This is a genomic window from Roseateles sp. (assembly GCF_965262435.1).
In the GTDB taxonomy this organism is placed as follows: domain Bacteria; phylum Pseudomonadota; class Gammaproteobacteria; order Burkholderiales; family Burkholderiaceae_C; genus Paucibacter_A.
In genome coordinates, this window is sequence record NZ_OZ253537.1 from 531025 (window position 1) to 550363 (window position 19339).

Consider the following 19339-nt stretch of genomic DNA (forward strand, 5'->3'; position numbering starts at 1 on the left):
CGAGGCCCGGGAGGCAGACAGGGATGGCAAATTTCAAGCGACGCAAAGTTTTGCAAGGCCTGGTCGGGGCTTGCTCTGTCACGACCCTGCCCTCCTGGGCGCAGACCCCAGCGGCATCTACAGCGGCATCCAGCCAGCCGCATCCACTGGAGGCCTTTGCCCGCCGGCCACTGATGCAGCAAGTGGCCATTTCTCCCAATGGTGAGCGCATTGCCGCCATCGTCAACAACGGCAGCACCAGCACGCTCGTGACGTGGGCCTTTGCTGGGGGTCCAGTGCAGACAGTCACATCAACCGACAACCTGGAATTCTTCTTCCAATGGTTCCGTTGGGTGAACAACGATCGACTGGTTCTCAGCCTGCGCTTCCCGGCCAAGCGCATGATCAATTTCGTGCAAAGTCAACCCACCCTGGAGACACGCTTGGTCGCCGTCAATGCAGATGGCAGCCAGTTGGTCAACCTGGTCAAAGCCAAAGTCGGGAGCAATGAGCTGCGGTGGGTGAGCAACCAGGACCGGGTCATCGATTGGCTGCCCGAAGACGGCAAGCACATTCTGCTCAGCTTGCCCAATAGCGAACGCAGCTACACACAGGTCATCTACAAGGTCAATGTGGACACGGGCGAACGCAAGTTCTATGCAGGAGGCCGCCCCGAAGCGATTGACTGGGTGACCGACAGCCAGCACCGGGCACGCGTCGCCATGACCATGAGCGAAGAGGGCGACTACACCATCTGGGTGTGTGACACCGACGGCAGCAACTGGCGAGTCCTGCGCAGTTTTGGTCCGCTTTCGCAGCGCTCGCTCGCGGTGCTCGGCTTTGGTCTGGACCCCCATCAGCTCTACGTGCTGGCAGAACACAAGGGGATGACCGCGGTTCAAGTGGTGGACCTGCGGGACCCAAGTCTGGCCATGACCGTCAAGCTCAGTGATGAACGCTATGACCTCGATGGCAGCTTGATTCATGACCCCAAAGGTGAAGCCGTCGGCATCAACACCACGCGCCTGGGTGATTCCAGCGTCTATTTTTGGGACCCTCGGTACAAGGAATGGCAGAAGGCCATTGACGAGGCCTTGCCGCAACGGTTCAACCAAATCGGCAGCGTCAGTGCCAATGGCCTGCGCTACGTGCTCCGGTCAAGCAAAGTAGGCCTCCCCGGCACTCTCTATTTGGGCGAGGAGGGAGACAACCCGAGCATCAAGACCTTGGCCCCGCTCTACCCAGAGCTCAATCTCCAAGCCCTGGCCTCAAAGCAATCGATTCAATTCAAGGCGCGCGACGGCCTGACCCTGCACGGCTATCTGACCCTCCCCCACGGCAGCCAAAAAGGCAAGGCCTTGCCCCTGGTGCTGTTTCCGCACGGCGGCCCGCAAGCCGACGACGGCCCGGAGTTTGACGAATGGGTGTCCTTCATGGCCGACCGCGGCTATGCCGTGCTGCAAGTCAATTTCAGAGGCTCCACCGGCTACGGGCGCGCCTTCATGGAAGCCGGTCTCCGTCGCTGGGGCCTTGAGATGCAGGACGACCTCAGCGACGCCGTTGCGGAATTCATCAAGCGAGGCATTGCAGACCCTGCCCGCGTGGCCATCGTTGGCGCCAGTTACGGCGGCTATGCGGCCTTGATGGGAGCGATCAAGACACCCTCGCTGTTTAAAGGTGCGTTTGCTTTTGCTCCGGTGACCGATCTCGTCGACCTGACGGAAGACGAAGGCCAGGACTCCAGCAAGGAAGCCGTACGTCGGCAGATTGGTCATTACCGAGATGACCGAGAACGCCTGCTCGCCACTTCGCCACGGCACCACGCTGACAAGATTCAAATTCCCGTCTACCTGATTCACGGCACCCATGATCGCCAGGCCGAATACCGCCACAGCGTTTGGATGGCGGAAGCACTGAAGGCGGCAGGCAAGTCCTACGAGTTCGTGACTCTGGAGAACGGCGACCACCAGTTGAGCCACTACCCCTACCGGCTGCGGCTGTTTGGCGACCTGGAAAAATTCCTGGCCAAGACAATCGGTCCCGGCCGTGTCTCCAGCTGAACGTCAGCCCCCCAGCGCCGGATAGTCCGTATACCCCTGCGCCCCGCCACCGTACATGGTGGCGCGGTCGGGGGTTTGCAGCTCGGCGTTGAGGCGCAGGCGGCGCACCAGGTCGGGGTTGGAGATGAAGGGGCGGCCGAAGGCGACCAGGTCGGCGCGGCGCTCCGTCACGGCTTGCAGCGCCATCTCGCGGGTGTAGCCGTTGTTGACCATCCAAGGGCCGGCGAAGCGTTCGCGCATGGCGGCGTAGTCGAACGGCGCGTAGTCGCGCGCGCCGCCGGTCTGGCCTTCCACCACATGCAAGAAAGCCAGCTTGAGCGGGGCCAGCTGCTCGGCCACATGGTTGAACAGCGTCTGGGCCTGGCTGTCGGGGCCGGCGTCATTGCTCGGTGTGACTGGGCTCAGACGCAGGCCGGCGCGGCCGCTGCCGATGGCCTGGCTGACCGCCGTCATCACCTCGACGGTGAAGCGTGCCCGGTTGGCGATGGAACCACCGTACTCATCGCTGCGGTCGTTGATGCTGTCGCGCATGAACTGGTCGAGCAGATAGCCGTTGGCGCCGTGCACCTCGACCGCATCGAAACCCGCCTCCATGGCGCAGCGGGCCGCGTGCGCAAACTGAGCCACCACGCCGGCGATCTCGTCGGTGCGCAGCGCATGCGGCGCGGAGTTAGGTACGAACCCGTCTTTCGTGAAGCTCTGGCCCGCAGCCTGGCGTGCGGTCGAGGACACCGGCGCCCGGCCTTCAGGCTGGAAGCTGGTGTGGGAGATGCGCCCCACATGCCAGAGCTGGGCGGCGATCTTGCCGCCGGCCGCATGCACCGCATCGGTCACGCGCTTCCAGCCCGCCACTTGCTCGGGCGTGTGGATGCCCGGCGTGTCGATATAACCCTGCCCTTCAGCGCACACCTGAGTGCCCTCGCTGATGATGAGCCCAGCCGTGGCGCGCTGGCGGTAGTACTCGACCACCAGCTCCCCGGGCACCAAGCCGGGTGAGCGGCTGCGCGTCAGCGGCGCCATGACGATGCGGTTGGCCAGCGAAACATCGCCGATCTGGATGGGGTCGAAAAGATTGGGCATGAGCAGCAACAAAGATGCGCCGGAACGCGACAGAAGAACGATGGAACACGTTGAACAGCTCGCAGATTAACCCGCCCGGAGCTCAGCCCCGCGGCTGCAAGTGTTTGCGTCCTGTGGCAGGGCCGGCTGGCGCCGGCCGAGATGGATAGACTCTGCCGCCATGCCTGCCGCCCCTGCTTTCATCAGCCCCCATCACCCGATCACACGGCGCCGCTGGCTGGCCGGCGCGCTCGCCTGCAGCGGGTTTGGCGCCTGGGCGCAGCCCCAGCAAGTGCTGCAGGTCGGCCCGCGCCGCGCCCTGCGCAGCCTGGCCGCCGCCGCGCAAGCAGCGGGCGATGGCTGCCTGATCGAAGTGGACGCGGGCGAATACAGGGCCGACGTGGCGCACTGGCCGCAGAACGGTCTGCATCTGCGCGCCGTGGGCGGCCGGGTGCAGCTCAAGGCCGAGGGCGCCCACATCATGGGCAAAGGCATCTTCGTCACGGCCGGCCAAGGGCAGCGCATCGAAGGCTTTGACTTCAGCGGCGCCAGCGTGCCCGATGGCAATGGCGCCGGCATCCGCATGGACCGCGGCTCTTTGCATCTGCGCGACTGCCGCTTCCACGGCAACCAAATGGGCCTGCTCACCAACAACGAAGCCGACGCACGCCTGCATCTCGAAGACTGCGAATTCGGCCCCATCCTGCCGGGCCAGCGCCACAACCACAACCTCTACGTCGGCCGCATCGCCGAGCTGCGCGTGATCGGCTGCCATCTGCACCACGGCCACTTCGGCCACCTGCTGAAAAGCCGCGCCGCCTTCACCCAGCTGCTCTACAGCTGCCTCAGCGACGAGCCCGATGGCCGCGCCAGCTACGAGCTGGAGTTTCCCAACGGCGGCCGCGCATGGGTGATGGGCAATCTGATCGTGCAAGGCGCGCAGACCGACAACCCGGCCCTGCTGGCCTACGGCGCCGAGGGCCAGGCCTGGCCCGAGAACGAGCTGATCCTGGTGCACAACACCTTGATCGACCGGCGGGCCTCGGGCGGCAGCTTTCTGCAGCTGAAGACAAATACCGGCCCAGCGCCGGTACGCGTGCGCCTGCTCAACAATCTGCTGGCCGGCCCCAGCCGCCTGGCGCTCGCCCGCGACTGGGAAGCCTCCGGCAACGGCCACGCCTCGTGGGACGATTTCGTCAACGCCGCCGCGGGCGACTACCGCCTGCGCCCAGGCTCGCGCTGGCAAGGCCGGGCCGTGGAAGCCGGCCTGGCCCAGGCCGCCGGCGGCCGGCGCCTGGCCCTGCGCCCCGAGCGCCAGTACCAGGCCCCGCACCACAGCGTGACTCTGACGGAAGCGCGCCAAAGCTTGAGCCCCGGCGCCTTTCCGCTCGATTGAGCACGCTTTCCCGCCCCCGCCCGGGCGAGCGAAACACCCTCGCGCGGGCCACGCACGCTACAGTTCGCCCATGCTCGCCTATCGCCACGCCTTCCATGCCGGCAACCACGCCGATGTTCTCAAGCACCTGGTCCTGACCCAGGTGCTCCGCTATATGGCGGAAAAAGAGAAGCCCTACACCCTCGTCGACACCCATGCGGGTGCCGGCGGTTACTCGATCGAAGGCAAGTACGCGCAGAAGAAAGGCGAATACGTCCACGGCGTCTCCAAGCTCTGGGATGCCAAGGACCTGCCCGAACCCCTGGCCCGCTATATGGAGCCGATCCGCCTGTTCAACCCGGACGGCCAGCTGCGCCAGTACCCGGGCTCGCCGGCGATCGCCAACCTGCTGATGCGCGAGACCGACCGCCTGCGCGTCTACGAGCTGCACCCGACCGACTACCGCATCCTCGAAACCTACCTCGCCACCCGGCCCAACACCCAGGTCAGCGACAAAGACGGTTTCAGCGCCATCCGTGCCGAGCTGCCACCACCCTCGCGCCGCTCGGTGGTGCTGATGGACCCGTCCTACGAGCTCAAGACCGACTACGCCAAGGTCGTCACCGCCTTGCGCGAAGGACTGGAGCGTTTTGCCGAAGGCGTATTCCTGATCTGGTACCCGCAGCTGCAGCTGCTGGAGGCCGCGCAGCTGGTCCAGCGCCTCAAGGCCGCCGCCGATGCCGGCGCCAAGAAGGGCTGGCTCCATGTGCGCCTGACCGTCGAGCAGCAAGGCGATGTGCGCGGCTTCGGCATGCTGGGTAGCGGCATGTTCGTGGTCAACCCGCCCTTCACCCTGCACGACGATCTGCAAGCCTGCATGCCCTATCTGGTCGACAAGCTGGGCCAGTACGACGGCGCCAACTTCGTGCTGGAGCAGCGCACGTCCTGAGCGCTCGAGCTCAATAGGCCACGGTGAAGCGTTCGCGGTGATGCCGCGGCGCCTCCAGCTCATCCACCAAGGCCACCGCCAGGTCGGCCACGCTGATGCGTGACTGGCCCTGCGCATCGCTGAGCAGCTCCTCGCCGCCCAGGCGGTACTGGCCGCTGCGCTCGCCCGGCTCCAAGTGCGCCGGCGGCGAGACGAACACCCAGTCCAGTTCCTGCTCGCCGCGCAAGCGGTTCAGCGCCTCGCGTGCCGCCAGGGCGCCTGCTTTCCACTCCGCCGGGAACTGGGGCGTATCCACCAGCTGCACCCCGGGCGCCACGTAGAGGCTGCCCGCGCCACCCACCACCAGCAAGCGCGCCACGCCGGCCTGCTTGACGCCGGCCGTGATGGCGGCCGAGCCGCGCAGGAACTCATCAAACAGCTCCGGGTGGCCCCAGCCGGGGTTGTAGGCGCTCAGCACCGCGTCCACGCCTTGCACCGCCGTAGCCACGGCCTCGGCCTGGGTGGCATCGGCCTGATGCAGCTCCAGACCCGGCTGCGCTGCCAGCTTGGCCGGGTCGCGCAACAGCGCGCGCACGCTGTGGCCACGCGTCAGCAATTCCTTCAGCAGCGCCGAGCCCACAAAACCGGTGGCGCCAATCAATGCGATCTTCATAGTCAGTCCTTCAGTCCATTTGCCAGCCACAGCGGCCGGCGTGTTGTGATGGGCTCAACTTTATGGACTTCACAATCAAGCCATAAGTCCTCAGAATCACCTTGGACTCTTTAGAAAAACTTCATGCTGGACCAACTCAAGCGCATGGCCGTACTGGCCACGGTGGTGGAGCAAGGCAGCTTTGTCGCCGCCGCGCGCCAGCTGCAGACCACCACCTCAGCTGTCAGCCAACAGGTGCGGGCGCTGGAACGCGATATGGGCGTCACGCTCTTGCACCGCAGCACCCGCAAGCTCAGCCTGACCCCTGCCGGCGAGCGCTTTCACGCCGGCTGCGCCGCCATGCTCAGCGCGGCACGCGGGGCGCAACAGCAGCTGATCCAGCTGCGCGATGCGCCCGAAGGCGAGCTGCGTGTCGCCGCGCCCGTGGGCTTTGCCCGCCAGCTGGGCCCGGCCCTGGCGCCCCTGCTGCAAGCCCACCCGGGCTTGAGCCTGCATCTGGAGGTGGAAGACAGCTTCACCGACCTGGTCGACCGGCGCATCGATCTGGCCATCCGCTTCGGGCGCCTGCCCGACAGCAGCTGGGTGGCGCAGCGCATCGGCGAAAAAAGCATCGGCCTCTACGCCGCACCGGCCTACCTGGCACAGCGGGGCGTGCCGGCCCTGGTATCGGATCTGGCCGACCCGGGCCACGACTGGCTGGCCCTGCGCAGCGGCACCGACCAGCCGCTCGCCCTGAGCCTGCGGCGCGGCGACGAAGCCCTGCAGCTGAACCTGCGGCCGCGCGCCAGCAGCAACAACCAGCTCAGCCTGCAGCAGCTCTGCGAAGCCGGCCTGGGCCTGGCCATGCTGGGCGGAGACGATGTCCACGCCTCAGTCCAGGCCGGCCAGCTGCTGCCTTTGCTGCCGGGCCTGCAACTGCCGCCCCTGCCCATCCATGCGCTGACGCCGCAGCGCGATGCCCAACCGGCCAAGGTGCGCTATGCGATTGCCGCGCTGCGCGCCCATCTGAGCCCCGCCCCACCGGGCTGACCCCGGGGGAAGCCGTCATGGTTTCGCGGTACGCTGCGCGTCTTGTCCGACCCACCAGCGACCATGAAGACAGCCCCTCCCCTCGGCCTCAGCGCCGCCGCCCTGGCGCGCAGCATTCCCTTTGCGCTCTTCATGGGCTTGCTGGCCTTGCGTGGCGCGCTGCCGGCCGGCGGCGCCCTGGACCCGCGCTGGGTCTACGGCCTGAGCGTGGCCATCGTCGGCGGCGCCTTGTTCTGGTTCTGGAAGGACTACGGCGAGCTGGCCCGCCAGAACCGCCCCAACGCCCGCCAGACGCTCTGGAGCGTGGGCATCGGCGTGGCCGTGTTCGGCCTCTGGATCCACCTCGACGCGCCCTGGATGCAGCTGGGCGAGGCCACGGCCAGCTTTGTGCCGGTGAACGACCAAGGCCAGCTCGACTGGCCGCTGATCGTGCTGCGCTGGATTGGCGCGGCCCTGCTGGTGCCGGTGATGGAAGAGCTGTTCTGGCGCGGTTTTCTGATGCGCTGGATCGAAAGCCCGCAGTTCGAAACCGTGGACCCGCAGCGCGTCGGCCTCAAGGCCATCGCCCTGTCGACCTTTGTCTTCATGCTGGCCCACACCTTGTGGCTGGCCGCCATCGTCGCCGGCCTGGCCTATGCCTGGCTCTATGTGCGCACCGGCCGGCTCTGGTGTGCCGTGATCGCCCATGCCGTGACGAATGGCTTGCTGGGCATTTGGGTGGTCCATTCGGGGCAATGGCAGTTCTGGTGAACCCCAGCGCTGCCCTCCTCGACTGTTTGTCTGCCCGCCGCAAGACCTGACCCCCCACGCCGGAACCGCCACCCATGTCCCATGCCGATTCGACGCACAGCAGCCAGTTCGCGCTGCTGCGCCAGCGCCGCTTCGCGCCCTATTTCTGGGTGCAGTTTCTCAATGCCGGCAATGACAACCTCTTCAAGTTCCCGCTGATCATCCTGATCACCTACCAGCTGCAGCTGGACTGGTTGCCGGCCACGCAGGCCGGGCTGTTGATCAACGCGCTCTTCATCCTGCCCTATGTGCTGTTCTCGGCCACCAGTGGGCAGCTGGCCGACAAGCTGGACAAGGCGCGGCTGATGCGCTGGGTCAAGTCGGTGGAGATCGCCATCATGGCCCTGGCCGCCTGGGGCTACTTCACGACGCACGTGCCGGTGCTGCTGGCCTGCGTGCTCTTGATGGGCTTGCACTCCACCCTGTTCGGCCCGGTCAAGTACGCCTACCTGCCGCAGCAGCTCAGCGAGCGCGAGCTGCTGGGCGGCAATGGCATGGTCGAGATGGGCACTTTTGTCGCCATCCTGCTGGGCCAGGTGCTGGGCGGCATCTTGATCGCCATGCCCGGCGTGGGCGCGCAGTACGTGGCCATCGCCTGCCTGCTGACCGCCGTGCTCGGCCGCTGGCTGGCGCACTACATCCCCGCCTCGCCGCCCACCGACCCCGGCCTCACCATCAACTGGAACCCCTTCACCGAGACCTGGCGCAACCTCAAGCTGGCACGTGAAGAGCCGGTGGTGTTCCGCTCCCTGCTGGGCATCTCCTGGATGTGGTTCTTCGGCGCCGTCTACCTGAGCAACTTCCCGGCCTTTGCCAAAGAGGTGCTGCATGGCGACGCGCAGGTGGCCACCGCCTTGCTGGTGATGTTCTCGGTCGGCATCGGCATCGGCTCCCTGCTGTGCGAGCTGCTCTCGCGCCGCGCGGTCGAGATCGGCCTGGTGCCGGTCGGCGCCATCGGCATGACACTGTTCTCGGTGGACCTGTACTTCGCCTCGCGCGGCCTGCCGGCCAAGGCGGCACTCGAGGGCCTGTCGGTCTTCTTCGCCCAGCCCGCGCATTGGCGGGTGATGGCCGACCTGGGCCTGCTGGCCCTGTTCACCGGCCTCTACAGCGTGCCCATGTACGCGCTGATCCAGCTGCGCTCGCAGCCTGCCTACCGCGCCCGCATCATCGCCGCCAACAACATCCTCAACGCCCTGTTCATGATCGCCAGCTCCCTGGGTGCCGGCCTGCTGCTCAGCGCCGCCGGCTTCAGCATTCCCGAGCTCTTCCTGACCGTGGGCCTGGCCAATCTGGCCGTCAGCCTCTACGTCTTCATCCGCGTGCCGGAGTATCTGCAGCGCTTTGCCGGCCTGCTGCGCGGGCACTGAGCGCGGGCCAGCATTCAATGGGATTGAAACCAGGCTTCAAGGCAGCGCACTGACGGCCCGCCTGGCCCGCTCTACAGTCAGGCCACCCCCACCGCACCGGAGCCCGCACCATGAGCCACGTCAGCAGCCAAGTCCTCGACCAAGCCTTCCGCCAAGCCCGCACCTTCAACACCTTCCGCCCCGAGCCGGTCAGCGATGCCCTGCTGCAGCAGGTGGTCGAGCTGGCCCAGTGGGGCCCCACGGCCATGAACGGCCAGCCGGTGCGCTGGACAGCCGGTGCGCTATGTGTTCGTGCGCAGCCCCGAGGCCAAGCAGCGCCTGGCGCCGGCCCTGGCCGCCGGCAATCTGGCCAAGACCCTGGCTGCGCCCGTGACGGTGATCGTGGCCGCCGACAGCCAGTTCTTCGAGCACCTGCCGACCCAGTTCACGGCCGTGCCCGGTGCGCGAGACATGTTCGCCGGCAATGCCGCCATGGCCGCCGGCACCGCCAGCCGCGACTCGCATCTGCAAGGCGCCTACTTCATCATCGCCGCCCGTCTGCTGGGCCTGGACTGCGGCCCCATGGGCGGCTTCGACAATGCCAAGGTCAATGCCGAGTTCTTCCCCGACGGCCGTTTTCAGTCGCAGTTCCTGATCAACCTGGGCTACGGCGACCCGGCCGGCAACTACCCGCGCGGCCCGCGCCTGGGCTTCGACCAGGTCGCGCAAATTCTCTGATCGGAACGCTCGCTCAGGCCTGGCGAAAGCGGCGCCACTGCAGGCGCAGCAGCCTGCGCATCGCCCGGGCCTGGCGCCAGACCCAGCTGGCGTGCAGCCAGCCCAGGAGCCTGGCCTTCCACAAGCCCCAGCGCTGGTAGCCGCGGGCGAACCAGGCCAGCTGCATCAGCGCGGGCCGGGTCAGGCTGAACAGGCGCGCGAGCACGGCCGTGCCCAGCAGCTTGGCGAGCACGATGAGGATCAGCCCCAGGCCGGCACGGCCGCTGCCGATCAGCCACAGCGCGCCGATCTTGACCGGCAGCAGCGCCAGTGCCGGCAATAGCAGCACGGCCAGCGCGCCATAGGCCGGCAGTCGGCCAATGGCCGCCTCCAGGCGCCGCAGCGGCGGCCACTGCGCCAGGCGCGCGAGTTGCCGGGCCAGCGGCTCCCAGCCCCATTCCTCGAACAGGATCAGCAGCGCCAGCAGCAGGCGGATCACGCCGCGCAGCGGCAGCCACAAGAGTCGCAGCGGCAAGAACTTCATGGTGAGCCCATCATGGGGCAGCGCTGCGGGCGCTCACCGTGCCAAAGGACACCCTGGGCGCCCGGATGGCCGTCAATGCCGGCGTCAGTTCGCGCCGTGGCACAGCGGATAGGGTCGGCCACTGCCGCAAGCACACAGCGCCGGCGCCACTGACGCGGCGGCCGCCTCCGCGGCATCGCGCTGGCCCTGCCAGTAGCGCTGGATCTGCTGCGCCTGCCGTACCAGCTCGGCCGCGGCTTGGTCGTGCGCCGCTTCGCTGGGCGGCTGCTGTTCCAGGCGTTCCCAGCCGGCCTCGCTGCCGTAGAGCTGCAGGGTCTCGAACCATTCCGGGTGCGCCAGCAGCAGCGGCTGCCAAGCCGGCGCGTCCAGCTGAATGCCGCACAAATAGCCCTGGCACCAGTCGTCGAGGATGACCAGCGGCTGGCCGTCTTCGCCCTCGGTGCAGCCGAACAAGGGCTGGTAGACCTGCCGCTCGGGCTCGCGCAAGGCCGCGGCCGTGGCCTGCCACTGCTTGAGCAGCAGGGCTTGCAGCTGCTGGGCTTGGGCCGGGTCGGCGAAGCTGGGCTGCTGCTGGCCGTGCTCGGCATCAAAGACCCAGGCCAGGGCCTGCTCGGGCGCCACATGCTTGGGGCCGCTGACCAGGGCGCAGATGAAGCCGTCGATCATGGGCGCCTGCATGGGCTGATCGAGACCGACGTCGTCGGCAAACAAGGCGTCTTCAAGCGCGGCGATGTCGTCCAGCGACCAGCCCAGCTCGACATTGAGCGCCTTGAGGGCGAACACCGAACTAGACCCCTCGGGCGCGGTCGGCCGCGAACTTGGCCTGGAATGCCGCGAAACCGCCCACATCCAGCGCATCGCGCGCTTCCTGCATCAGGTTCAGGTAGTAGTGCAGGTTGTGAATGCTGGTCAGCATGGGGCCCAGCATCTCGCCGCAGCGGTCCAGATGGTGCAGGTAGGCGCGGCTGAAGGTCTTGCAGGTGTAGCAGGTGCAGGTTTCGTCCACCGGCCGCTCGTCGGTCTTGTAGCGGGCATTGCGCAGGCGCAGATCACCGAAGCGGGTGAACAGATGGCCGTTGCGTGCATTGCGGGTGGGCATGACGCAATCGAACATGTCGATGCCGCGGCTGACGCCTTCGATCAGATCTTCCGGCGTGCCCACGCCCATCAAGTAACGCGGCTTTTGCGCGGGCAGCTGGTGGCCGATATGGGCCAGCACGCGCTGCATGTCTTCCTTGGGCTCGCCCACCGACAGGCCGCCGATGGCGTAGCCGGGCAGGTCCAGATCGGCCAGGCCGGCCAGGGAATGGTCGCGCAGGTTCTCGAACATGCCGCCCTGGACGATGCCGAACAGTGCGTTGGGGTTCTCCAGGCGGGCGAACTCGTCCTGGCAGCGCTTGGCCCAGCGCAAGCTCATCTCCATGCTCTTGCGGGCTTCCAGTTCGGTGGTGATGTGGCCCTTGCTTTCGTAGGGCGTGCACTCGTCGAACTGCATGACGATGTCGGAATTGAGCACCGTCTGGATCTGCATGGAGATCTCGGGCGTCAGGAAGAGCTTGTCGCCGTTGACCGGCGAGGCGAACTTGACGCCCTCTTCGCTGATCTTGCGCATCTCGCCCAGGCTCCAGACCTGGAAGCCGCCGCTGTCGGTCAGGATGGGCTTGCTCCAGCTCTCGAACTGATGCAAGCCGCCGAACTTGCTCATGATGTCCAAGCCCGGCCGCATCCACAGGTGGAAGGTGTTGCCGAGGATGATCTGGGCGCCCATCTCCTCGAGCGAGCGCGGCATCACGCCCTTGACGGTGCCATAAGTGCCCACCGGCATGAAGATCGGCGTTTGCACGACCCCATGGTTGAGCGTCATCTGGCCACGGCGGGCGTGGCCTTCGGTCTTGAGCAGTTCGAACTTCAGCATAGTGCCGCGATTGTCGCAGCTGTCTTCCGGCCGTAAACTGCCCGCACAGGGGCTATCGAAGATCCGCCCAGCGGACGAGCCAGCAGCCGCGGTTGCTCAGCTGCCATGCCAAGACCCATTCTCTGCCTCCTGACTCTGCTGGCCCTGTGCGGCCAGCCCAGGGCCGCCGATGTAGCCCGGCCCTGCGGCACCTACACCTTGGCCTACTACCAGCTGGGTGCGCTCTTCTACCGAGACGCCGATGGCAGCCATGCCGGCATCGACAAGGACGTGGTGGAAGAAATGTCGCGGCGCAGCGGTTGCCGCTTCCAGGTCGAGGTGGAGTCGCGGGTGCGAATTTGGGATCAGCTGTCCAAGAACTTGCTGGACCTGAGCGTCTCCGGCATCCCGACGCCCGAACGCGAGCAGTTCGCCAGCTTCATCCCCTACTTTCAGACCCGGAACTACGTCCTGCTGCGCCCTGAACTCAGCGGACGACTGAGCACGCCGGAAGCGTTTTTGGCGGAGGGGCGGAGCTTGGTGGGCGTGGTCAAGAGCTTCAAGCACGGCAGCTTCTACGACAGCTGGCTGAAAAGCCTGCGCGAGCAACACCGCGTGGTCGAGCTGGCTGATTTCGAAACCGCCGTGCGCATGTTCAAGCTCGGCCGTATCGATGCGCTGCTGGCCTTGCCCACCAGCCTGAGTCGCTTGCTGCGGCAGGAAGGCCTGCAAAATCAGGTGAAGGTGATGGACTGGGCCCCCAAGGAACGCATCATTCATGCGCTGATCGTGTCGCGCCAACGGGTCCCCGATGCCGACCGCGAACGCCTGCGGACCGCGCTGCGCGCGATGCAGGCCGACGGCAGCCTTCACGAAATTTTCAAGCGCCATGTCGGCGATGCCCTGGCCCGCGACATGCAACTCGAGACGCACCATGTCCCTTGAACTGCGTCCGGCTCGCATTGCGGGCTCGGCCCTGACGACCTCCCTGACCCTGCTCCTCGCAAGCCTGGGCCTGGCGCCGGCCAGCGCCGCGGCCTGCGGCCCTTACAAGGTGGCGCTCTACGAGTTCGGCAGCCTCGGCTACTTCGACACCCAGCGCCAGCCGCAAGGCGTGGACAAAGACGTGATCGACGCGCTGGCGCGGCGCAGCGCGTGCGTGCTGAACACCCATGTCGACTCGCGCGCGCGCATCTGGGAGCAGCTCAAGCAGGGCAGCCTGGAGATGACGGTGTCGGGGGTGGCAACGCCCGAGCGCGAGCAGCTGGCCGAGTTCTGGCCCTACCTGAGCACCCGCAACTACGCCCTGATGTCGCGCGACACCGCTCGCCACCTGGCCAGCTTCGACGATTTCCTCGCCGACCCCAAGCTGCAGCTGCTGGTGGTGCGCAGTTTCAAACACGGGCAGCAGATCGACGCCTGGATCGAACAGCTGCGCGCCCAGAAGCGCGTCAGCGAGGTGGGTGACTTTCCAACCGCCCTGAAGGTCTTGAAAGCCGGCCGCGGCGACCTGCTGTTTGCCCACCCCATGGTGCTCGAACATTGGCGCGGCGACGCCATGAAGGGCCTGACCATGCTCGACTGGGCGCCGGGCGACAGCGCCATCGGCAGCATCGTCGCCTCCAAAACCCTGGTCAGCGCGGCCGACCGCCAGCTGCTGCGCCGCCATCTGGCCGCCATGGTGGCCGAGGGCGAGGTCGAGCGCATCCTGAGCAAGCATGTGGGCGCGGACATGGCCAGCCGCCTGCGCCTGCCGCCCGGCAGCCAGCCCTGAGGCGCATTCAGCGGCCTTCGAAAACCCCCAGCGCCTGCTGCGTCGAGCCCCAGGCCAGCCAGACCGCCAGTGCCAGCGGCGGCAGCCAGCGTTCCAGGCCCTTCAGGCTCAGCGCCTCGGGCGAGCCCCAGGCGTGCAAGCCCTCGGGCAGCAGCCAGAGCAAGGCCGCCGCGGCCACACCCAGGGCCAGCGGCATCAACCAGGCCAGCAGCCGGGTGGCCGCCGAGGGGACCGAGGGTGCCGCGGGCAGCGCCAAGGTCACCGGCGCCCGCTGCTGCGCCGGCAAGGCCGCCAGCACCGCGGCGCTGAAAGCAGCTTCTTCGTCCAGCACCGCCGCCTCCTGAGCCAAGTCGGCCGCTGCCTCGCGCAGCAGGCCGTCCAGCCAGGCCTCGTCGGCAGCGTCCAGCCGGTCGCTGGTTTGCATCGATGGTGGGGTTGGGGTCATGGCAACACCTCTTCAGTCGCGTGCGGCGCCCAGGCCTGCAGAAATTCCTTGAGCTTGATCTTGCCACGCAGCAAATGGGTCTTGAGCGTGCCCAGCGGCCAGCCCAAGAGCGCCGCCGCCTCGCTGTGCGAGAGCTCGGCCAGATAGCAATGCACGATGGCCTCCTGCTCCGGCGCGCTCAGCCGCGCCAGCGCCCGGCCCAGGTCCAGGCGCAAGGCCACCTGCTGGGGCAGCTCGGCCTGCGCGCCGGCGGCAGGCTCCCACGCCCCATCGTCCTCCGCCAGGCTTTCGCTGCGCTGAGCCAGCTCGCTCGCGCCCAGGCGCTGCTGCTGCAAAAAGCAGTTGCAGGCGATGCGGTAGAGCCAGCTGCGAAAGCGCGCCTCGCCGCGAAAAGCGGGCAGCGCCCGGTAGGCCTGCAAAAACGCCTCTTGCGCCAGCTCGTCGGCGCGCGCCGCGTCGCCCCGGGTCAGGCGGCGCAGCAGGGCGCGCACCATGCCTTGGTGGCGGCGCAGCAGGCAGGCAAAGGCGGCACGGTCGTCGTGCTGCTGCACCTGGCGCACCCAGAGGCGGTCCTGGGCGTCTTGTGCGTCCTCGCGGCTGAAAGCCTCGTCGACCATGCGCGGAGCCTGATCTCAGGCGTTCGCCTGAGGGTCCTTCTGGCCGCGCGTCTCCACCCGCCACACGATCAACAAAGCGATGCCGATGAAGCCCGGCAGGCAACCGATGGCCCAGAGCCAGCTGCCCGGGTTCATCAGATAGAACATCACGGCCAAGCCCAGGCCTGCGGCCACATTGATCGCGCCTGCTTGCAGGCCGGCGTTCGTGCGCCGCCGCTGGGCATCGATGCGCGCCTGGCCGTCGCCGGTGAGCTGATTCAAGAGTTCCGGCGGCAGCGGCTGGCCCTTGTCGGCCAGTTGGCGCAGGGTTTCGTGCAGCAGCTGCTCACGCCGCATCTTGGCCTGGATGCCCATGATGATGGCCACGATGGGAATCATCAGCGCCACGATGGGCACCAGGAAGGGAAGGACGTGACGCAGATCGATGAAGTCCATGGGCGCGGCTCCTGAAACGTGGTGAATGGCGGGCCGATCAAGTCACAGAAAAAACTGATCGGGACGCAGGCTTGGATGCGTGGGCGGTGGCGTTTGGATTCAAGCCACGCAAAGTTTTTTTGGAGCGGGCTCTCTTGCCTTCAGCACCGGCCCGGCCCGGCGGCAAGCCCCGCCAGCCCTGCCGCGAGAATAGCGCCCATGTCTTCATCGCCTTCGAGCTTCTCCATCGCCCAGGCCGTCCACAGCGAGCTGATCATCAAGAAGAGCCGCTTCATCGGCTGCGTCGAGCCCTGCAGCGGGCGCGAGGCGGCGCTGGCGCGGGTGCAGGAGCTGCGGGAGCAGCACCCCACGGCTGTTCACGTGTGCTGGGCCCTGCTGGCCGGCGGCCAGTCGGCGGCGGTGGACGATGGCGAACCCAGCGGCACGGCCGGGCGGCCCATGCTGGAGGTGATGCGCCACCAGGAACTGGAGGGCGTGCTGGCCACCGTGGTGCGCTACTGGGGCGGCACCAAGCTCGGCGCCGGCGGCCTGGTGCGCGCCTACACCGACAGCGTGGCCCAGGCCCTGCTGCAGGCCGAGAAAGTGCCGCGCGTCGCCCTGCACACCCTGCGCTGCACGGTGCCCTATGCCTTCGAAGGCCTGCTGCGCCGCGAGATCGAAGGCGCCGGCGCCGAGCTGCTCGGCGTGCAGCATGGCAGCCAGGTCGAGTTCCGCTTTGCTTTGCCTCTGCCTGCCGTGGCGCCCCTGCTGGCGCGGCTGCAGGAGTCGGGCCAGGGGCGCATTGGCTGGCTCAAGGATGAGGGGTCGGACGAGGCTTGAGCCTCACCGCAGTCAGGCGCTCAACTCGTCAGAACAGGCTGCCCTGCGGCGGGCCTGCGCGCAGCCGGGAGAGCAAGGCATCGGTGTGCTCGGCCGGGCCCAAGTCAAACTCCTCTGGCGCCGGCAGGCGCTCGGCCGCAAGCAAGGCCTGCGCCTCGCTGACCGAGCCGCGCAACCAGGCCTGCCAGTCCTCGGGCCGGATGGTCATCACGGCGCGTTTGTCCTGCGCATCGGGCGGCTGGGCCGGGTCGGGCTTATGCAGTCGATTGAGCAGCGGGTGTGCGTCGCAATTAAGCGTCAGCATAGAGTAGTTGGGGATCAACTCGCCCGTCTCGGGGTGCTGCCACTCGGACCAGATGCCGGCCAGCGCCCAGGGCAGGCCATCGGCGCGGCGCAGCGGCCACCAGATGTTGCGGCCGGTCTCCCAGTTGGGCTCCTGGTAGCTCTGCGCCGGGATCAAACAGCGCCGGCCGCTGCGCCAGGCATCGCGGTAGGTGGGCCGCTCGGCCACCGATTCGATCCGCGCGTTGTTCGTCAGAATCGCCCGCCCCGCCGGCCGCGGCTGCTTGGAACGCGGCGGCACCATGCCCCATTGGCCGATCACGGTCTCGCGGCCCGGTTCATCGCCTTCAGCGGCGGTACTGTCAGCCCGGATGAACAGGCCGCGCCCGAAGGGACCCACCGGCGCCTGCGGGTAGGCCTCTTCGCCCGCCCCACCGACTTTCACCACCACCCGGAAATGCCGCTCGACCTCTTCCTTGGGGCTGACGTTGTAGAGATTGCACATGGCGGGGCGACTGTAGCGAGGAGGAAGCGCCAGCGCGGGAACTCCAGACCAAACGGCATGGGACTTCAAATTTAAGGCCTGACGCTCGCGGCCCGCTATTTAGCCTCCGGCAAAGCCTCCTGGGACTTCAAACTTAAGGTCTGACCCTCCCTGCCCTTGACCCTCCCAGCCGGAGATGCGTTTGGCGGTGTCATCCGATTCGACGCGCCAGCCGGTTACCTAACGGCACAGCGGGCAAAACAGCCAGGGACTTCAAATTTACGGTCTGAGCCTCGCGACTCCTCTTGAGGGGGGCGGCAAATGGGTGACCCTCGTGTGGCCCTTGCCCCTAATGTCATCCCATCACTTGACGCCGATCCAAGCGCTCAAAGAATGATCAATCAAACGCCCGGAACTCTTCGTCAAACGGGTGAATACTCTCCTGAGTCTTGGCAACTAGCCCAAGAATTTCTGGATTGCAACTGCAATAGTGCTACCAGCAGCGATTGCAGGCAGCGCTTGCTTTATGCCGTTCCAAACTATTCTCAGCATACCAACCTTCGGTTCTGGCTTGCTTGCCTCTTCAACGAATGCTTCGTAGAGATCAGTCAGTTCCGGCTTGCCTTCACCTGCAATCAGTTTCCCGAGATCCTCGAGTGCGACTGCCAAATCTTCGCTTTTCTCTTGACGAACAGTATTCAACGAACTTGTGACTATAGATCTATTTATTATAGTTCCGCCGGAAATATCCTTAAAGGTATCACCCATGATTGTGCTTCCTGAGATATAGGTATAAGTATTTGAACTTCTATTCTGCTTGATTAAAGCGGCGATCGCATCAAGGATTTCCTGTTGGGTTGATGGTGTACGCAACTCAGACAATTGCCCACTGCCTGCATACTTCGATTTAGCAAGGGTCTCGACCTTTGCCAAGAACTTTGACAGATCATTGGCCATGGCTATCTCGAGTCATCGGCCCACAAGTTTCGACAAAAGATCGATATTCAGCGCGGTCTTCTCCAATTCCTTCAAGAGAAGTGCCATCAATACAACTCGCTCATCTCCTTGCACAGCATCGAGTTCACGTAGTAGCAAGTCCGCCTGCTCTGTCTTCTGAGAAAACTTGAAGCTCAACAGGTAACGGATCTTCGCCTGTCGCTTGTACATTCCTTTTCTAGTTTTTCGAAACTGATCATCTGACATTCGAAATCGCTCATCAGGGATAGAAAAGTACGGAATTCTCTTATCTTCGAGTACGGTCTTTAGTGCAATTGCTCGCCCCCTCGAATCCCTAAACAGAGGATTGTTGATACATATCCAGAGCTCGTCATAAAATGCATCCTCTGGAAGGTTTTGCTGAACCAAAGATGTCAGAAGCTCTATCACTATACGCTCGTATCGAGCTTCTAGAGTTTTTTCCTCATTAGAAGAGATAATCGCCTCAATCTCAAGCTGCTCGCTCGATTCAGCGGGATCAAAATTTTCAGCCAGATATCTGAGTACGCGAGATTGATTTACCTCTTGGCCTTTGCAAATTATTTCCATGTAGGCCATGCAGAGATTACCTAGAGACCCTTTACCTTGACTTAGCACTACATCAATCTGTTGACACTGCTCTTTCACTTCGATCATGCGAAACCTCCGTTTGTGTGGGCACCCTGGGGCGGGAACTTTTAATTGAGATGGCTGACGAGGCTGCCCAACAACCCGAAACCCACAACGCACCCACCAGCACATGGTGCGGATGAATGATCGCGTTTTTTAGTTTCTGGATCTGCGGGTAAATTTGGATCAGTCGGCCGACATTTTCGAACATCCATTTCGGATTGTGCCGCTTGTTGGCCGCGTTACTGAACCCCGGTTTTCCCGACTCGCGCTTTCGATGTTTTTCGATTTTGTGCATCATGTAGCACAGGCTCCGTTGCATCCGGACCCTGGTCTGACCACGGTAGTTCAGCCGAGTCAGCAGCTTGCCTCGCCGCAGATTGGCAAACAATGCCAATGGCCCGAGGGTCAGGCCTTAAGTTTCAAGTCCTCGTATCGAGTAGCTCCTGCAATACAAAAGGCCCTGCACTTTCGCCTCCGGC

General features: G+C 65.5%; 20 protein-coding genes and 2 pseudogenes. 10 read left to right on the forward strand and 12 right to left on the reverse strand.

Annotated features, from left to right (window positions below):
• The first annotated feature begins 911 nt into the window (after window positions 1-911).
• Complete coding sequence (locus tag ACQY39_RS02375; protein WP_428510706.1) at window positions 912-2039, forward strand: alpha/beta hydrolase family protein; 1128 nt, start codon at window positions 912-914, stop codon at window positions 2037-2039.
• A 3-nt stretch (window positions 2040-2042) separates the two neighbouring features.
• Here the strand turns inward: ACQY39_RS02375 and ACQY39_RS02380 are convergent, their stop codons facing one another.
• On the reverse strand, window positions 2043-3119 hold the full coding sequence (locus ACQY39_RS02380) for an alkene reductase (protein ID WP_428503295.1): 1077 nt from the start codon (window positions 3117-3119) through the stop codon (window positions 2043-2045).
• Window positions 3120-3279: 160 nt separating this feature from the next.
• On the opposite strand from ACQY39_RS02380, the gene ACQY39_RS02385 reads away from it, so the two are divergent.
• Together ACQY39_RS02385 and ACQY39_RS02390 are read left to right on the forward strand one after the other, a co-directional pair.
• Window positions 3280-4494, forward strand: a complete 1215-nt coding sequence (locus tag ACQY39_RS02385; protein ID WP_428503296.1) for a hypothetical protein — start codon at window positions 3280-3282, stop codon at window positions 4492-4494.
• Between the two features lie 70 nt (window positions 4495-4564).
• Window positions 4565-5422, forward strand: a complete 858-nt coding sequence (locus tag ACQY39_RS02390) for a 23S rRNA (adenine(2030)-N(6))-methyltransferase RlmJ (protein ID WP_428503297.1) — start codon at window positions 4565-4567, stop codon at window positions 5420-5422.
• Window positions 5423-5432: 10 nt separating this feature from the next.
• Here the strand turns inward: ACQY39_RS02390 and ACQY39_RS02395 are convergent, their stop codons facing one another.
• Window positions 5433-6074: an NAD(P)-dependent oxidoreductase gene (locus tag ACQY39_RS02395; RefSeq protein WP_428503298.1), complete on the reverse strand. Its 642-nt coding sequence runs from the start codon at window positions 6072-6074 to the stop codon at window positions 5433-5435.
• Between the two features lie 123 nt (window positions 6075-6197).
• Between ACQY39_RS02395 and ACQY39_RS02400 the strand changes: the two genes are divergently transcribed.
• The 4 genes and pseudogenes from ACQY39_RS02400 (at window position 6198) to ACQY39_RS02415 (ending at window position 9979) form a co-directional block, all read left to right on the forward strand.
• Window positions 6198-7103 carry a LysR substrate-binding domain-containing protein gene (locus ACQY39_RS02400; protein WP_428503299.1) on the forward strand — a complete coding sequence of 302 codons (906 nt, stop codon included), beginning with the start codon at window positions 6198-6200 and terminating at the stop codon, window positions 7101-7103.
• Window positions 7104-7166: 63 nt separating this feature from the next.
• Entirely contained in the window at window positions 7167-7853 is a 687-nt protein-coding gene (locus tag ACQY39_RS02405; RefSeq protein WP_263518054.1) for a CAAX prenyl protease-related protein, read from the forward strand.
• Window positions 7854-7927: 74 nt separating this feature from the next.
• A pseudogene (locus ACQY39_RS02410) lies at window positions 7928-9238 on the forward strand (MFS transporter); the annotation flags it as partial.
• A gap of 134 nt (window positions 9239-9372) precedes the next feature.
• A pseudogene (locus ACQY39_RS02415) lies at window positions 9373-9979 on the forward strand (malonic semialdehyde reductase).
• A gap of 13 nt (window positions 9980-9992) precedes the next feature.
• Here the strand turns inward: ACQY39_RS02415 and ACQY39_RS02420 are convergent.
• From ACQY39_RS02420 to tgt, 3 genes are all read right to left on the reverse strand, one after another.
• Window positions 9993-10502: a hypothetical protein gene (locus tag ACQY39_RS02420; RefSeq protein WP_428503300.1), complete on the reverse strand. Its 510-nt coding sequence runs from the start codon at window positions 10500-10502 to the stop codon at window positions 9993-9995.
• 84 nt (window positions 10503-10586) lie between these two features.
• On the reverse strand, window positions 10587-11285 hold the full coding sequence (locus tag ACQY39_RS02425; RefSeq protein ID WP_428503301.1) for a UPF0149 family protein: 699 nt from the start codon (window positions 11283-11285) through the stop codon (window positions 10587-10589).
• Window positions 11286-11289: 4 nt separating this feature from the next.
• Window positions 11290-12417 carry a tRNA guanosine(34) transglycosylase Tgt gene (tgt, locus tag ACQY39_RS02430; protein WP_428503302.1) on the reverse strand — a complete coding sequence of 376 codons (1128 nt, stop codon included), beginning with the start codon at window positions 12415-12417 and terminating at the stop codon, window positions 11290-11292.
• A 105-nt stretch (window positions 12418-12522) separates the two neighbouring features.
• On the opposite strand from tgt, the gene ACQY39_RS02435 reads away from it, so the two are divergent.
• Window positions 12523-13341, forward strand: a complete 819-nt coding sequence (locus ACQY39_RS02435; RefSeq protein WP_428503303.1) for a substrate-binding periplasmic protein — start codon at window positions 12523-12525, stop codon at window positions 13339-13341.
• Window positions 13331-14170, forward strand: coding sequence for a substrate-binding periplasmic protein (locus ACQY39_RS02440; RefSeq protein WP_428503304.1), 840 nt, complete (start codon window positions 13331-13333; stop codon window positions 14168-14170). The genes ACQY39_RS02435 and ACQY39_RS02440 overlap by 11 nt, the downstream gene beginning before the upstream one ends.
• Window positions 14171-14177: 7 nt before the next feature.
• On the opposite strand, the gene ACQY39_RS02445 is transcribed toward ACQY39_RS02440, so the two are convergent.
• Genes ACQY39_RS02445 through ACQY39_RS02455 form a run of 3 tightly spaced genes read right to left on the reverse strand, consistent with a single transcriptional unit; the run spans window position 14178 to window position 15667 of the window.
• Window positions 14178-14615: a hypothetical protein gene (locus ACQY39_RS02445; RefSeq protein WP_428503305.1), complete on the reverse strand. Its 438-nt coding sequence runs from the start codon at window positions 14613-14615 to the stop codon at window positions 14178-14180.
• Window positions 14612-15232 (reverse strand): RNA polymerase sigma factor, encoded by a 621-nt coding sequence (locus tag ACQY39_RS02450; RefSeq protein ID WP_428503306.1) that lies wholly within the window; start codon window positions 15230-15232, stop codon window positions 14612-14614. Before ACQY39_RS02450 ends, ACQY39_RS02445 begins: the two co-directional genes overlap by 4 nt.
• A 15-nt stretch (window positions 15233-15247) precedes the next feature.
• Window positions 15248-15667, reverse strand: coding sequence for a DUF6249 domain-containing protein (locus tag ACQY39_RS02455; RefSeq protein WP_428503307.1), 420 nt, complete (start codon window positions 15665-15667; stop codon window positions 15248-15250).
• A 198-nt stretch (window positions 15668-15865) separates the two neighbouring features.
• Here ACQY39_RS02455 and ACQY39_RS02460 point away from each other — a divergent pair, with 198 nt between their 5' ends.
• Window positions 15866-16486: an IMPACT family protein gene (locus ACQY39_RS02460; protein WP_428503308.1), complete on the forward strand. Its 621-nt coding sequence runs from the start codon at window positions 15866-15868 to the stop codon at window positions 16484-16486.
• A gap of 28 nt (window positions 16487-16514) precedes the next feature.
• Here the strand turns inward: ACQY39_RS02460 and ACQY39_RS02465 are convergent, their stop codons facing one another.
• From ACQY39_RS02465 to ACQY39_RS02480, 4 genes are all read right to left on the reverse strand, one after another.
• Window positions 16515-17273, reverse strand: coding sequence for an SOS response-associated peptidase (locus tag ACQY39_RS02465; RefSeq protein ID WP_428503309.1), 759 nt, complete (start codon window positions 17271-17273; stop codon window positions 16515-16517).
• Window positions 17274-17708: 435 nt separating this feature from the next.
• On the reverse strand, window positions 17709-18209 hold the full coding sequence (locus tag ACQY39_RS02470) for a hypothetical protein (RefSeq protein ID WP_428503310.1): 501 nt from the start codon (window positions 18207-18209) through the stop codon (window positions 17709-17711).
• Window positions 18210-18221: 12 nt separating this feature from the next.
• Window positions 18222-18884, reverse strand: coding sequence for a hypothetical protein (locus tag ACQY39_RS02475; RefSeq protein ID WP_428503311.1), 663 nt, complete (start codon window positions 18882-18884; stop codon window positions 18222-18224).
• Entirely contained in the window at window positions 18850-19158 is a 309-nt protein-coding gene (locus tag ACQY39_RS02480) for a hypothetical protein (protein WP_428503312.1), read from the reverse strand. Before ACQY39_RS02480 ends, ACQY39_RS02475 begins: the two co-directional genes overlap by 35 nt.
• Window positions 19159-19339: the final 181 nt, after the last annotated feature.